The sequence below is a fragment of the Halorubrum sp. JWXQ-INN 858 genome (assembly GCF_009806985.1).
In the GTDB taxonomy this organism is placed as follows: Archaea; Halobacteriota; Halobacteria; order Halobacteriales; family Haloferacaceae; genus Halorubrum.
In genome coordinates this window covers 325,331-339,775 of the sequence record NZ_WUAX01000011.1, presented here as the reverse complement: position 1 = coordinate 339,775, position 14,445 = coordinate 325,331, and the positions used below count along the sequence as shown (strand labels likewise).

Here is a 14,445-nt window from a genome sequence, read left to right as displayed (position 1 = left end):
GTCCGAGGGATCGCGGCGGAGGGGAGCGAAACCGCGGTCGTTTTGTGTGCCCCTCGTAACCGTCGGATATGCACGTTCTCGTCACCGGCGGGGCCGGCTTCATCGGGGGCCACCTCGCCGAGGCGTTCCTCCGCGACGGCCACGACGTCACCGTCCTCGACAACCTCGAACCGTTCTACGCGGAGGGGATCAAACGCCACACGCTCGAGGTCCACCGGTCGGTCGCCGACGCGGGCGACGCGACGTACCGATTCGTCGAGGGCGACGTCCGCGACGCCGACACGGTCGCGGCGGTCGTCTCGGACGCCGACGTCGTCGTCCATCAGGCCGCACAGGCGGGCGTCCGCGAGAGCGTCGACAACCCGCGCAAGGTGGCCGACATCAACGTCGACGGGACGGTGAACCTGCTGCAGGCGTCGACCGAGGCGGACGTCGACCGGGTCGTCGTCGCCAGCTCCTCGTCGGTGTACGGAAAGCCCGTCTCGCTGCCGTACGAGGAGTCGCACCCGACCGAGCCCGTCAGCCCCTACGGCGTCTCGAAGCTCGCACAGGAGCACTACGCGCGCGTCTACACGGAGCTGCACGGGCTGCCGACGGTCTGTCTGCGCTACTTCACCGTGTACGGCCCGCGGATGCGCCCGAACATGGCGATCTCGAACTTCGTCTCCCGGTGTCTCAACGGCGAGCCGCCGGTCGTGTACGGCGACGGCACGCAGACGCGCGATTTCACCTACGTCGCGGACGTCGTCGACGCGAACCGGACGCTGTTGACGTGCGACGCCGCCGACGGCGAGGTGATGAACGTCGGCAGCGCCGACACCATCTCGATCCAGGCGCTCGCGGAGACCGTGCGCGACCAGCTCGCGCCCGAGCTCGCGATCGAGTACGAGCCGGCCCGGGAGGCGGACGCCGAACACACCCACGCGTCCGTCGCGAAGGCCCGCGAGCGGATCGGCTACGAGCCGTCGCGGTCGATCGCCGAGGGCGTCGGCGAGTTCATCGACTGGTACCGCGCGAACCGCGAGTGGTACGAGCCGCTCGTGCGGTCGTCGTAGCCGGACGCGATCGGCGCGGAGAGGAAGGGGCGGTTGGTGGGGAGGAGGAGGTGGAGGAGGAACCGATCGGCGAGGTGGAGGAGAGAGGTCGGTGGGAGGAGCGACTCGACGAGGAGACGGGCGGTCGGCGGGTCAGACGACGACGGAGACGACGCCGCCGCCGACGATCGCGAGCCCGCCGAGGCCGAAACAGACGGCCCAGAAGGGGACGCGCTCGACGACCCGCATCAGCGCGTCGATGGTGAGGTAGCCGACGAGCGCGCTGACGACGAGCGCCACGAGCGCCGCCGTCGGGCTGATCCCCGGCAGTCCCCCCGCCCCGAGCACGGTGAGCGCCGCGCCGCCGAGGCTCGCGGGGATCGAGAGGAGAAACGAGAGCCGGAACGCCGCGGGCGGGTCGTAGCTCCGGAAGAGGAACGCGCTCGTCGTCACGCCCGACCGGGAGATGCCCGGCAGGATCGCGACGCCCTGGACCGCGCCGACGAGCACGGAGTCAGCGAACGTGGGCTCGGTCGTCCCGCCCATCGACACCGACTCGGAGGCGATCTGCAGGACGCCCGTGGCGATCAGGAGGACGCCGATCGCGGCGATGAAGACGCCGCCGGTGAGCTGCCCGGCCAGGTCGACGGCGAACACGTACAGCGGGATGCCGACGAGCCCGGTCATCGCGCAGGCGACGACGACGTAGCTCGCGATCGCGTTGTCGTCCTCGTAGGCCGCGTCGGGCCGCCAGCCGGGGACGGCTCGGGCCGCGGTCCGGATCTCCTCGCGGTAGTACGTCGCCGCCGACAGCGTCGTCCCGACCTGCAAGAAGAGCGCGAGCTGGAGGGCGGTGTCCGGTTCGGTCCCCGCGAGCGTGAGGAACAGCGCGAGGTTCCCCTGGCTGGAGACGGGGAGCCACTCGACGACGCCCTGTACGATCCCCGCGAGCACCGCGACGAGGAGTTCCGTGGTGGTCACTACGCGTACTGCGGCCAGCCGGACACTTAAGAAGGGGCGATCCGGGGCGGGCGGCTACCGCGGGCCGTCGCTCGCGTCGGAGTCGTCGTCCGCATCGGGGTTGTCGCCCGTGTCGGCGTCGCTCTCGCCGTCCTCGCCGCCCGCGTCGCTCTCGCCGTCCTCGCCGTCACGCCCCGGGGGGTCGGGCGGTTCGAACGCGGCGATCGCGAGCTCGACGGGGCGGGTCTCCCGGAGCGTCGCCCAGTCGCGCGTGTCGCGCGCGGCGACGAGCCCGGCGACGGCGAGCGCGAGCCCGACCGCGAGGGTCGTCGTCGAGGGGCCGCCGCGGAGGGCACCGATGGCGACGACGAGCCCGAGCGCCGACAGCGCCAGGCCGGCGACGCGCAGCGGGGTCGCCCGGGCCGTCTCGGCAGCGTCGCGGGCGAGCCCGACCGCACGCGAGCCCGCCGCCGCGCCCGCGAGGGCGTCGACGACGCGGTCGAGGACGCGGAGGACCGGGCCGACCGTCCGCGTCTCGCGGAGGTCGATCACGATCACGTCCGGGTCGGGCTCGGCGGTGAGCCAGCGGTAGAGCGCGGAGCCGCGGGTCCACCGGGCGGCGCGCCCGCCCACACCGCGTGCGACCGAGAGGAACCACGAGCCGGCGAGCGCGGGGGCGTCCGGGGTGCGGTCTCGGGTGTGGTCCGGGGTGCAGTCGGCGGTGCGGTCCGGAGTTCGATCCGGGGTGGAGTCGGCGGTGCGGTCCGGAGCGCGGTCCGCGGGGCTCATCGGTCGACGCGCACCACCTCGGCCTCGACGGTGACGGTGCCGAGGTCGAGGACGACCGTCGAGCCGGTGCGTAGCGAGTCGCCCTTGAACCGGACGCCGGTCGGGGTCTCACGCACCTGGAGGTCGGCGGTGATCGTCACGTCGCGCTCCCTCGGGTGGTCGACGACGTTGACGGTGCCGTCGTCGCCGGTCGCGATGATGATCGACGGCTCCGTCTCGACGGCGGTGACCTCCGCGACGGGGTCGTCGACGGGGCCCTCGGTCATGCCCGGCTCGACCGCGTCGGCGGTGTCCTGACGGACCTCGTCCATCCGAAGGGTGACCGTGCGGGTCGCGGTCTCGCCGAGCCGGAAGTCGCCGCCGACGCGCTCGATCTCGGCGTCGAGCGTGTAGTCGGCCGCGGGCAGGCTGACCGACTGGCCGCGTCGGAGCGGGACGCCGCCGAAGCGCGTCCGGTCGTCCTCGCGGTGAGCGTCGAGGACGGCCTCGACGTAGAGGCGGCTCCGGTCGGCGTCGCGGGTGGCGAAGGTCGCGACGTCGTCGATCGTCGCGACGGTGCGGCCAGCCAGCCGGACCTCGTCGCCGGGGGTCACGCTCTCGGCGGTCTCGGCGTCGAGCGTGTCACGGAGGACGACCGTCCGCTCGTCGCGGTCGAGCGCGGCGTCGTCGCCGACGGCCCGGATCCGTCCGTCGACGACGTAGCGGTCCGTCTCGAGGTCCAGCGTGCGGCCGAGCCGCGGCGGCGCGTTCGCGTACCGCACGGCGTCGTCGTCGAGCTCGCCCGCCAGTTCGACGCGGAGGGTGACGCCGACGTCGCCGCCGTGGGGCGTCACGTGGACGTCCGTCACCGTGAGCGTCGAGTCGGCGTCCGGCTCGTACGTGTCGCCCTCCCGGACCGCGTCGGCGACGTAGGCGGGCTGGGGGCCCAGATCGAGGGTGGCGTAGGTGGTCTCGATGTCCGGCGCGTCGGGTTCGGGGTCGGGGTCGCCCGCGAACACGAGCGCGACGCCCGCGACGCCCACCGCGAGGACCACGAGCACCACGAGCACGTCGACGACGTTGACCACGCCGAACAGGTCGCCGTCGTCGTCGATCAACTCCATCGGTGATCCCCCGAGTATGACATTACACAGACGATATTAGCCGTAAAGTAAAACGCTGCCGTTCGTCGCTGCGCTCGGCCGCCGCGTTCAGGGCCGAGGAGTGCCCCTCCGGAACGCGTTCGAGGAGTCGCTGCCACGCTCCGGGCGTCACGGCCCGCAGCGCTCGCCGTGGCTATCTGAACGCTTTTGAACTCACCGGATAAGGGGTCCGACGTGGAAGGTGAGCGCATACTCGTGACGGGGGGTGCGGGATTCATCGGCTCGAACCTCGCGAACCGCCTCGTTCCGAACAACGACGTGATCGTCGTCGACGACTGTTCGCTCGGCACCGCGGACAACCTCTCGCCCGACGTCGAGTTCCACGACCGATCCGTGCTGGACGACGCGCTCCCGACGGACGTGGACGTCGTCTTTCACCTGGCCGCGCTCTCCTCGTACGCGATGCACGAAACGGACCCACGGCGCGGCGTGCGGGTGAACGTCGAGGGCTTCGTCAACGTCGTCGAACAGGCTCGACGGGACGGCTGTGACGCGGTCGTCTACGCGTCGAGCTCCTCGGTGTACGGGACGCGGACCGACCCCGCAGCCGAAGCGACGACCGTGTCGGCGAACACCGGGTATGAGGCCTCGAAACTGGCTCGCGAGCGGTACGGCGAGTATTTCTCGGCCCACTACGACATGTCGATCGCCGGGCTCCGGCTTTTCTCCGTGTACCAGGGCTACGGCGGCGCGGAAACTCACAAAGGGAGGTACGCGAACGTGATCGCCCAGTTCGCGGCCGACATCGCCGACGACCGGCCGCCGGTGGTGTACGGCGACGGGACACAGACACGGGACTTCACGCACGTCTCCGACGCCGTGAGGGCGATCGAACTGGCCGGTGCCCACCGGCTGGACGGCGTCTACAACGTCGGGACCGGCGACCACCACTCGTTCAACGAGATCGTCGACCTGTTGAACGAGACGTTGGGCACGGACGTCGCCCCCGAGTACGTCGCCAACCCGATCCCCGGGTCGATATACGTCCACGACACCCGTGCGGACGCCTCGAAGATCGGTGCGGCGACCGGCTGGGAAGCGGAGATCGACATCGAAGCGGGCATCGAAGCCGTGTGTGAACCGTACTGACCGGGCCGTGAGCCACGGTCGGCCAGCGACGTATCGCCGGCAACGACGGGGGCGTGCCAGCGCGGCGGCGCGGGCGGATTACTGCGGCGCAGGCGGGTCACTGCGGCGCGGGTTCAGGTCCACGGGCGGGTTGCCGCCCCTCCGTCGGGAGTCGACGCGGCCTGCACGATCCGAAAAGGGCGACGGGTCGTGACCGGAAGGGATCGGAGCGTCCGGCCGGAATCCGATGAATTATCCATAGGGCCCGTATCCAGAGCGCATGAGCGGGGTCGAAGCGTCCAACGCCGTACTCGGTTCCACCGCCCTGATCCCGGTTCTCGAGGTGGTGCTAGTCGTCGCGATCGCTCTCGTCGGCTGGCATTACGTCGGCTATCCGCTGACGATCGGTGTGCTCGCTCGGACAGCGGCACGGGGTGGAAACACGGGGAACACGGGGAACGCGAGGAACGCGGGGAACGCGACGCACGCCTCGGCGAGGAACGGGCCTCGGCCATCGGTAGCGATCGTCCTCACCGTGTACAACGAGGGCGACCGGATCGTCGATCGGATCGAGAACTGCTACGCGTCGACGTATCCGAGCGAGGAGCTTCGGATCGTCGTCGCCTCCGACGGCTCGACGGACGACACGGTCGACCGCGTCGCGGCCGCGTTTCCGGACGTGACGGTCGTCGACTGCGCCGTCCGGAACAAAGCGCGGACGCGGCACCGGGGCGTCGAGACGACCGACGCCGAGGTCGTCGTCTTCACCGACGCCGAAACCAGGTTCCACCCCGACTGTCTCGAACGGCTGATCGATCGGTTCGCCGATCCGACCGTCGGCGTCGTCTCCGGCTCGCTCGTCTCGAACGACTTCGAGGAGGGATCGATCGGGACGACGATGGGGTGGTACTGGCGATGGGAGTACTTCCTCAGGGCGAGCCAGAGCGACTTCGGGCTCCTTCCGAAGCTCTCGGGCGCGCTCATGGCAGTCCGCCGGTCGTGTTACGCCCCTGCGGCGGAGGGGATCGACCTCGACCAGACGGCGGGACTCGACGCGGTCCGTGAGGGGTACCGCGTCGTGTACGAACCGGCCGCCGTCGCGACGGAGCGCTTCGCGACGACGCCGAGCGGCGAGTTGGTCACCCGACGCCGCCTCACGATCCAATCGTGTACGACGCTGTGGCGGTATCGCGACGTGTGTAGCCCGCGTCGGCGTCCGCTGTTCACGGCGTCGACGGTCTCGTATTGGCACCTCCGATACGCGATCCCGTGGCTGTTGCTCGCCATCGCCGTTTCGAGCGTGAGCCTCGCGCCGACGCACGCGGCGGCGTTCGGGATCGCCCTGCTGGTCGGCGCTGCGAGCGGCTGTGCCCTGGTGGGTGCCGTCCTCGATCGGCTCGGAATCACTCTGGTGCCGTTCTCGATCGCGTTCGCGTTCGCCTGGGCGAACGCCGGGCTGTTCCTCGGAACGCTCGAGTTCCTCGCCGGGCGGCGAGTGAACTCCTACAAACCGATCTGAGGCCGGGGAACTCGTCGACGTGCTCGGCGGCTTCGTCAGCCCCGTCAGCCCCGTCAGCCCCGCGTGTCGTCGTCTCGTCCGTCGAGCGCGGTGCGAACCGCGGCCCGCATTCGGTCCCGAAACCGCTCGTCGTCGAACCGCTCCGCCGACTCGCGGAGCGCGTCACGCAGCCGTCGCTGCAGCGCGTCACGCGTCAGGACGCGCTCGATCGTTTCGACCGCGTCCCCGTCGTCGTACATGGCGTCCGGCGCTCCCCGAAGGATCTCCCGTTGGCCGCCGCTCGCGTGGACGAACGGGACCGCTCCCGCCACGACCATCTCCGCGATGGCGATGCCGAAGTGTTCGTTCCGCATTCCGTGCAGCCCGTATCGATGCGTCGTCAACAGCTCGAACAGCCGGTCCCTGGACACCGCGCCGTCGACGTGGACGAAGGGCAAGGCCTCGGCCTTGGCTCTGACCGCCCTCGCGTAGCCGGCGTTATCGTCCGGACCGACGAGGTGGTAGTGGACGTCGTGTCCGCGGTCGACGAGCGCCGCGACCACGTCGATGGACTCGAGCAGCCGTTTCTCGGGCGACAGGCGGCCAACCGAGACGAACCCGTTCTCGCGGCGGTCCCAGTCGACGCCCTCGGCTCGGCCGACGGAGACCGGCGGGTAGCAGACCTCCGGGGTGAGTCCGTAGGTGTCCTCGACGACGCCCGCGGTCCAGTGCGAGTTCGCGAACGCGACGGCGTCGGACAGCGGGTTCTCTGGGATCCGGTAGACGAGGTCACAGCCGCGGAGGTAGGTCCGGTAGACGAGGCCGCCCCGGTCGGACGCGTCCGGTTCGGCCCGGTCGAACGTCGGGTAGTGGACGTACTGGACCGACGGCCCCGTCAGGTCGTACTCGTCCATCGTACTGACAACGAGGTCGTACTCGGATTCGACGGCGCGCAGATAGCGGTTGAACGCGAGCTGTTTCATCCGCCACAGCCGGTGAGGAAACGTCTCGAAGAACCGAGCGAGCGGCCGAGGGGCGAGCCGAACGGTCACCCGGTCCGGGTCGACGTCCGTCCCGAAGTACGCGTTTCGCTCGGCAATCGCCGGCGGCTTGTCGGTGACGAGCGTGACGTCGTACTCCCGTTGCAGCGCTTCGAGCGTACAGAGCAGCACCCGTTCGCTGCCGCCCTCACCGAGCGGGGCGTGTGCCACGGCGATCGTCTCCATCGGGTGGCGTTCACCGCAGGGGTGTATACGTGTACCGTTCGGCCGACCGATACGGTCTTGTCTCCCGGGCGTGCACTCCGAGCATCGATCCGATGCGTCCGCTCCGCGTGGCGGTTCTCGACCCGGGCGGGTTCACGCCGCCGTACACGCACCGTCTCTGTTCGGCGCTCGGCCGGCTGGGACACGACGTCCGCCTGTTCACCGCGCCGTCCGACTTCGCGACCGGGTCGGTGGGGGCTCCCCGGGCGTACTCCCGCGAGGAGTTCTTCTACCGATGGGTGACCCGCACGTTCGAGCGCGAGGGCCTCGGCCGCCTTTCGGCGAAAGGGGTCGAACACGTCCGGGATTCGGTCCGTCTCGTGGCCGCGCTCGAGCGGTGGCGGCCCGACGTCGTTCACGTCCAGTGGTTCCCGCTGCCGCCGATCGACGTCCTCGTGCTCGAGCGCCTGGCGGCCGTCGCCCCGGTCGTCCACACGGTTCACGACAGCGAGCCGCGGTCGCGGGCGCGGCTCGCGCGCGTTCGACGCCTCGGCACCGACCGCCTTCGCCGGCGGTCGGCGCGGCTGATCGCTCACACCGAGTACACCCGGACGAACCTGCGCGCCCGACGCGGGATCGACGACGACGCGATCGCGGTCGTCCCGCACGGCCTGCTGCACCGGCCGCGGGACCCCGAGCCGTCGCGAAGGAGTGACGGGTCGTCGCGAGGGGACCCCGAGCCGTCGCGGGGGGAGTCCGGGTCGTTGCGACGGGACTCCGGGTCATCGCGGGGGGGCGACGGGGCGGACCACCCCGCTGACGCCGAGTCCCGCGTCCTGCTGTTCGGGTCGATCAAGCCGTACAAGGGGCTCGACACGCTCGTGCGGGCGGTCTCGCACCTGCCGCGGGCGGTGCGGGCGACGACGACGCTCCACGTCGCCGGGCGGGCGCGGATGGACCTCGCGCCGATCACGGAGCTCGCGGGCGAGCTCGGCGTCGCCGACCGGATCGAGTGGGATCTCGGGCACGTCGACGACGCGGGGCTCCGCGACGCGTTCGACCGGGCGACGGTCGTCGCGTTACCGTATCGCCGCATCGACCAGAGCGGCGTCCTCCTGACGGCGATCGCGCGCGGCGTCCCGGTCGTCGCCGCCGACGTCGGCGGCTTCTCCGAAACGATCGACGACGGGACCCACGGCCACCTCGTCCCGCCCGCCGACCCGCGGGCCTTCGGGTCGGCGCTCGGCCGCGTGCTGGCCGACCGCGTCCATCGGTCGCGGCTGGAAGCGGGGATGGCGACCCGTGCGCGCGAGTGGCCCAGCTGGGAGGCGATCGCCGCACAGACCGTCTCGGTGTACCGGGACGCGGCGTGACGGTCGCGGGTGGGTGGATGGGTCGCGGCCGGGGACCCGGCACTCACGTCGGCGAACGGATGCGTTTATCAGGGCGGTGGCGTTTCGTTCGGGTAGTAGCTGTTTCATCTCCATGGCGACGAACGACTCCGAATCCATCTCACGGCGGCAGAAGATCGACGCGCTGCTCGACGTCGCGCGGTACAAGCCCCGGTTCACGGCCGGGATCGTGGTGCTCGGCGTCGTTGCGGCGGTGCTCGAGGGCGTGGGGCTGAGCTTCATCCTGCCCATCGTCGACCTGGTGCAGTTGGAGGACCCGGCGGCGGAGGCCGACGGGCTGCTCGCCGTCTTCGTGACGGTGTACGGGGCACTCGGGATCCCCTTCTCGCTCGGGTTCGTGGTGTTGGGCGTGTCGGCGGTGATGGTCGCGCGGTACACGACGAGCTTCGCGGTGGCGTGGCTGCGGGAGGCGGTGCGGACCTACTACATCCGGGACCTACAGGACCGGGCGTTCAAGAACGCGCTGCACGCGCGGGTGGAGTACTTCGACGAGGAGGGTTCCGACGACATCCTGAACGCGATCGTGACGCAGACGACGTACGCGGGGCGGGTGATCCAGCGAGTGATTCAGCTGTTGGAACAGGCGTTTCTGGCGATGGCGTACTTCGTGATCGCGCTGGTGATCGCGCCCCTGCTGACGCTCATCACCGTCGTGATCCTAGGCGGCTTCACCGTCTTCTTCCGCGTGGTGATCGAGTCCGGCTACGACATCGGCGATCGGGTCGCGGACGCAAACGAGGAGCGACAGGAGGCGGTGCAGGCGGGGACACAGGGGATCCGTGACGTTCGGATCTTCGGCGTCGCCGACGAGCTGTACGGGGACTTTCGAGACGCGATCGAGAAGTTCACTACGGAGCGCATCACGCTCCGGCGGAACGAGGCGGCGATCGACAAGTTCTACAACCTCGTCGTGGCCGTCTCGGTGTTCGTGCTGATCTATCTCGCGCTGACGTTTGCGGATCTCTCGCTCGGTGCGCTCGGGGTGTTCCTCTTCGCGATGTTCCAGCTCGGTCCGCGGGCAAGTAACGTGAACAAGCTCTACTATCAGGTGGAGAACGACCTCCCACACCTCGTGCGGACGCTCCAGTTCGTCGACGAGCTGGAGACGTATCAGGAGCCCGAGGACGCAACACGGGAGGTACCTGAAGAGGTGACGCACGTTGAGTTCGATGACGTCCACTTCTCGTACAACGAGGAGGAGGAGGTGCTCCGCGGGATCGACTTCGAGGTCGAGAAGGGAGAGTTCGTCGCGTTCGTCGGGCAGTCGGGTGCGGGGAAGTCGACCATCGTCTCGTTACTTGCGCGGATGTACGACCATGATTCGGGAGAGATCCGAGCGAACGGAGTCCCGATCGGTGAGGTGGACCTTGCAGAATGGCGCGACCGGATCTCGGTGGTTCGTCAGAATCCGTTCATGTTCAACGACACGCTGCGATACAACCTCTCGATCGGAAATCGGGACGTAAGCGAGGCGGAGCTGGATCGTGTGTGTGAGATCGCGAAGGTGGACGAATTCCGAGACGACCTACCTGAGGGCTACGATACGCTGTTAGGTGATGAAGGCGTTCGACTGTCGGGTGGACAGAAGCAGCGTGTGGCACTGGCGCGGGCCCTGATCGAGGACGCTGATCTTCTGATCCTCGACGAAGCGACCAGCGACCTCGACACGAAGCTTGAACGGCAAGTGCAGGCGGCGATCGAGGAGATGGACCGGGAGTACGCCATCGTCACGATCGCACATCGACTGTCGACGGTGAAGAATGCGGACCGTATTTATACTGTAGAAGGTGGTAAGATCGTCGAATTTGGGTCACATGATGAACTGCTTGGACAAGACGGAAATTATTCGGATTTATACCGAATCCAAAATGTAAAATAGAACCGACTAGTATGATACGTTATGCGGATTGAGTATTACAACCAAAGACGACATGCGTCTAAAAGCTGCATAGTATCATAGAATGCTCCAAAGCTACTCAAAAAAGATTCAAGGATGGTTTGCTGGAGATATTTTAAATGTCAATAATATTAGATTATATGCCCCCACCGAAACAGTTGATCCATGGCTTAAAGGTCATATAATACAAGGTAGCTATGAGAGTGCAGAGAGATCATTAATAAACAACTATTTTCCAACAAACACAGACATAATTGAATTGGGGGCCGGAATTGGATATATCTCATGTGTTGCAAACAATACAAAAAACGAGCACCATACACATGTTGCGGTTGAACCAAACAAGCAATTAATTAGCCTTCTGGAAAGGACGCGAGATCTAAACAATTCAGATTATGAAATTATGAGTGCTGCGTATTCTCCTGATAGTGATACTGTTAATCTTACCGTCCAAGAACGATTTTGGGGCGGAAGTCCACATAATACTAAGGGAAAACACAGTATGACTGTTGATTCAACTAATATAAAACAACTTTGTGAATTGTACAACCTTGATACATTTTCACTAATTTGTGATATTGAAGCATCAGAAGTAGATCTAATTGAATCTGAATTAGAAACACTTGAAAATCACTGTCAGTTTATGCTCATTGAATGGCATGATAACAAACCTCGATTTGAAGATCTTCATGACCGAATTCAACGGGCACGGTCGACGCTTGAGACGTCGTTCGACAAGATCACTTCTTCGTCGAACGTGGTAGCATATAGTAATCCCAGATTCGATTAGTTATTATATACTCCGACAATTTATATATTGTTCTAAAGTGTTTTAAATAATATAATTCATATCTCAATATTTTGTGAGAGGTATTCACACATCAACACGGAGAATCCCTTCCTTGCTGAGTTGCTGAAATCCTTCTGGGGTCCAGATGCCATCAATCCGATATAGTATGACATAATCTATGTCTATAGTCCACACTCCGATTAGATGAAATTCAAGAGGTATCGAAGTGGATTGTGTCTAATACACGGTGATAAATTCGATCGAGCTTTGAGCTCCAATCTGCCTGTGCTGCTATTTCCTTGCGAATATTCTTGTTTGTCTCCCATGAGAGAGCTTCATCACATGCGTTCGAAAAGTCAGACGATTGAGCGGACGTATGTATGTATACTCCATTCTGAGTCCATTGGTCCGTGGAGGGTAGCCCGCAGCCAACTACTGGAAGGCCACTGGCCAAGTACTCATGAAACTTGAGTGGGAACACGGCTTCATTATACTCAATCTCTCGGTACGGCATGAGTCCGACATCAAGACTGTTCATTACTTTCGGAACCTCATGAGGTTCAACCGCACCGATCCAAGTGACGTTTGAAGTCTCTAGTAGATGGTCGATATCTACTCCATATCGTGGCCCAACTAGAATGACATTCCATGACGGATTCGATTTTGCGATTCCATCTAATACTTGATAATCAATTTTCTTTTTTAATTTTCCTACAAACCCTAATCGTGGGCGATTGAATTCTTCTATTTGATCGTATGTCTCCTTCGCATTAAATTTGTCAAGATCAACCCCCGTTTCTTCGAGATGGATCGGCGCAGTTGTATGTGCTTTTAGTTTATCATATAAATATTCAGATGAGGCAAATACGATGTCCGTGTGATCCAGTATCTTCTTTTCATTTAATAGTGAAAATAGAGCTGAGATTCTGTCTCTATATGACTCAAGTATTCCCTTCTCATGCCTGTATTTCCAGCCAGTAGTAGTGTGATTGTCACTACAATCGTATATGATCGCATCCCATAGGTCCCTATTTTCACAAAGAAAAGAAAATTGTGGGGAGTAGTACCATAGAACGGTCTTCTCTCCAAGAAATTGTCTGATCTTTGATTCAATTTCCCTTTTGAAATAGCTCTTGAAAACAGGTCTATCTATTAACCTATTCCGAAGTCGTACTGGGCCACACTGTGTCGGAACTGTGATCTCTCGGATTAGACCATTTTTATTCTCGCTTTTCCATTCAGAGATAGCATCAGGGTAAATCCAGAGAACCATATTAGTCGTAGGTAGATTGGACAGATAATTTGCTAATCGGTGTTCTCGATGTGGTATCTCGTGGGCATACTCGTGGTCACCCACAATGACATGTGTGATCGTATTATGCACCATTATTGAATTGGAGTGGCCTGATAATGTAGTATCTACCGATGTGTCTTGTTGAATCTGGTCTCGAATTGCTGTTTGGCTTTTGAGTAATGCCCTTCTGCAGGAAATTATAATACTGCTGAACTGTCGCTATCAAGTCGAAGAGGGTAAGCACTGGGTCAGCGATGCCCGACATGGTAATTTACCGAGCGGATTGTTTTGTTAAGCACGTTAGTAGTGCCTTCGTCCTTTTCGAGTCAAAAGATACAGTTCGCTAGTGCAGATGTCCTTCCAAAGAACAATGAATGGATGAAATTATGATGGTTGAAATCATGTGACTGAATACTCGGTGATTAATTTGATCAGACAAAGAATTTTAGACATTTCATCACTATGTGCAAGTCGTGGATTAAAAGCAGCTATGAACAAAGTACGTAATGAATTTAAACGCTATCATCGGAGAGTAATATATATGTTGAATCGTTCTATATTGTATGGCTGTGATATAATATATATCAACCCAAATCAGATCTGTCGATCAACAGGGAGAGTGGGTGCATATGAATATAGAAGAGCCGATGTAGGCATTGTCCTCGATGGAAACTGGGATAAAGAAGGTACTACTTATCACAAGAAACGATTTTATGAGTCTATTCAAAGACGTTTTGATCATGGAATAGATTGGGAATGTACTACGTTAGCAGAATATAAGAAATCAAATGATAAAGAATTCGATTCTTACACTGAAAGAATAGAAGATCTGTGTTACGACATGAAAGAGAATGGATATAAATCACAGGAAGAATTGTCAGAAAAACCATATTCGATACCTCTTTCAAAGGATCTTTACTGGGATGAAATTGCTGTTGATATTGGTCGAGATGGTGAATTCCTTTGGGTAGATGGACGACACAGGCTTGCTATCGCACAATACCTTAATATAAAACAGATACCTGTTGTCGTGATTGCTCGTCACCAAAAGTGGCATGATAAATCTTCAAGATATAATAGAGAGTCGCGTTAATTCAAGCACGTTGTGGCAACGGCAAAGGCTCGGAGCCACGATCCTATTGTCTTAACTCTTCCTTTTTACATATTTGAAAAGAAGAATGTAAGATAATCTGGCATTCCTAAGGAGCACCTCTACTCTCTTCACAGAATGAAAGATTAGGAACCTCTCCGCAGTTGCACCGACATGACTCTTACAGATATTTTGTAACTTAATTCCAGTGTTTTCATCGAAATATATCCCAAACAGATTGACAGGTGGCTCTGTAGTTTTGGTAC

The 14,445-nt window shown here is 62.1% G+C and carries 12 protein-coding genes; 7 read left to right on the top strand and 5 right to left on the bottom strand.

What is annotated here, in order from left to right:
• The first annotated feature begins 68 nt into the window (after positions 1-68).
• Entirely contained in the window at positions 69-1,055 is a 987-nt protein-coding gene (locus tag GRS48_RS10500; protein ID WP_159486198.1) for an SDR family NAD(P)-dependent oxidoreductase, read from the top strand.
• A 132-nt stretch (positions 1,056-1,187) separates the two neighbouring features.
• On the opposite strand, the gene GRS48_RS10495 is transcribed toward GRS48_RS10500, so the two are convergent.
• From GRS48_RS10495 to GRS48_RS10485, 3 genes are read right to left on the bottom strand one after another with little or no spacing between them, the layout of a single operon-like run.
• On the bottom strand, positions 1,188-2,015 hold the full coding sequence (locus tag GRS48_RS10495; protein ID WP_321168399.1) for an undecaprenyl-diphosphate phosphatase: 828 nt from the start codon (positions 2,013-2,015) through the stop codon (positions 1,188-1,190).
• Positions 2,016-2,069: 54 nt separating this feature from the next.
• Positions 2,070-2,783 carry a hypothetical protein gene (locus GRS48_RS10490; protein WP_159486196.1) on the bottom strand — a complete coding sequence of 238 codons (714 nt, stop codon included), beginning with the start codon at positions 2,781-2,783 and terminating at the stop codon, positions 2,070-2,072.
• Positions 2,780-3,886 (bottom strand): DUF4330 domain-containing protein, encoded by a 1,107-nt coding sequence (locus GRS48_RS10485; RefSeq protein ID WP_159486194.1) that lies wholly within the window; start codon positions 3,884-3,886, stop codon positions 2,780-2,782. Before GRS48_RS10485 ends, GRS48_RS10490 begins: the two co-directional genes overlap by 4 nt.
• 213 nt (positions 3,887-4,099) lie before the next feature.
• Between GRS48_RS10485 and GRS48_RS10480 the strand changes: the two genes are divergently transcribed.
• Complete coding sequence (locus tag GRS48_RS10480) at positions 4,100-5,014, top strand: NAD-dependent epimerase/dehydratase family protein (protein ID WP_321168398.1); 915 nt, start codon at positions 4,100-4,102, stop codon at positions 5,012-5,014.
• A 259-nt stretch (positions 5,015-5,273) separates the two neighbouring features.
• Positions 5,274-6,512: a glycosyltransferase gene (locus GRS48_RS10475; protein ID WP_159486190.1), complete on the top strand. Its 1,239-nt coding sequence runs from the start codon at positions 5,274-5,276 to the stop codon at positions 6,510-6,512.
• Between the two features lie 53 nt (positions 6,513-6,565).
• On the opposite strand, the gene GRS48_RS10470 is transcribed toward GRS48_RS10475, so the two are convergent.
• Complete coding sequence (locus GRS48_RS10470; protein ID WP_159486188.1) at positions 6,566-7,717, bottom strand: glycosyltransferase; 1,152 nt, start codon at positions 7,715-7,717, stop codon at positions 6,566-6,568.
• 92 nt (positions 7,718-7,809) lie between these two features.
• Here GRS48_RS10470 and GRS48_RS10465 point away from each other — a divergent pair, with 92 nt between their 5' ends.
• The 3 genes from GRS48_RS10465 (at position 7,810) to GRS48_RS10455 (ending at position 11,795) form a co-directional block, all read left to right on the top strand.
• The gene (locus GRS48_RS10465) at positions 7,810-9,069 is read left to right on the top strand and encodes a glycosyltransferase family 4 protein (RefSeq protein ID WP_159486186.1); all 1,260 of its coding nucleotides are present in this window, start codon (positions 7,810-7,812) and stop codon (positions 9,067-9,069) included.
• 112 nt (positions 9,070-9,181) lie between these two features.
• Positions 9,182-10,987 (top strand): ABC transporter ATP-binding protein, encoded by a 1,806-nt coding sequence (locus GRS48_RS10460; RefSeq protein ID WP_159486184.1) that lies wholly within the window; start codon positions 9,182-9,184, stop codon positions 10,985-10,987.
• A gap of 82 nt (positions 10,988-11,069) precedes the next feature.
• Positions 11,070-11,795, top strand: coding sequence for an FkbM family methyltransferase (locus tag GRS48_RS10455; RefSeq protein WP_159486182.1), 726 nt, complete (start codon positions 11,070-11,072; stop codon positions 11,793-11,795).
• Positions 11,796-12,006: 211 nt separating this feature from the next.
• On the opposite strand, the gene GRS48_RS10450 is transcribed toward GRS48_RS10455, so the two are convergent.
• Entirely contained in the window at positions 12,007-13,068 is a 1,062-nt protein-coding gene (locus GRS48_RS10450) for a glycosyltransferase (protein WP_159486180.1), read from the bottom strand.
• Positions 13,069-13,492: 424 nt separating this feature from the next.
• Between GRS48_RS10450 and GRS48_RS10445 the strand changes: the two genes are divergently transcribed.
• The gene (locus tag GRS48_RS10445) at positions 13,493-14,182 is read left to right on the top strand and encodes a hypothetical protein (protein WP_159486178.1); all 690 of its coding nucleotides are present in this window, start codon (positions 13,493-13,495) and stop codon (positions 14,180-14,182) included.
• Positions 14,183-14,445: the final 263 nt, after the last annotated feature.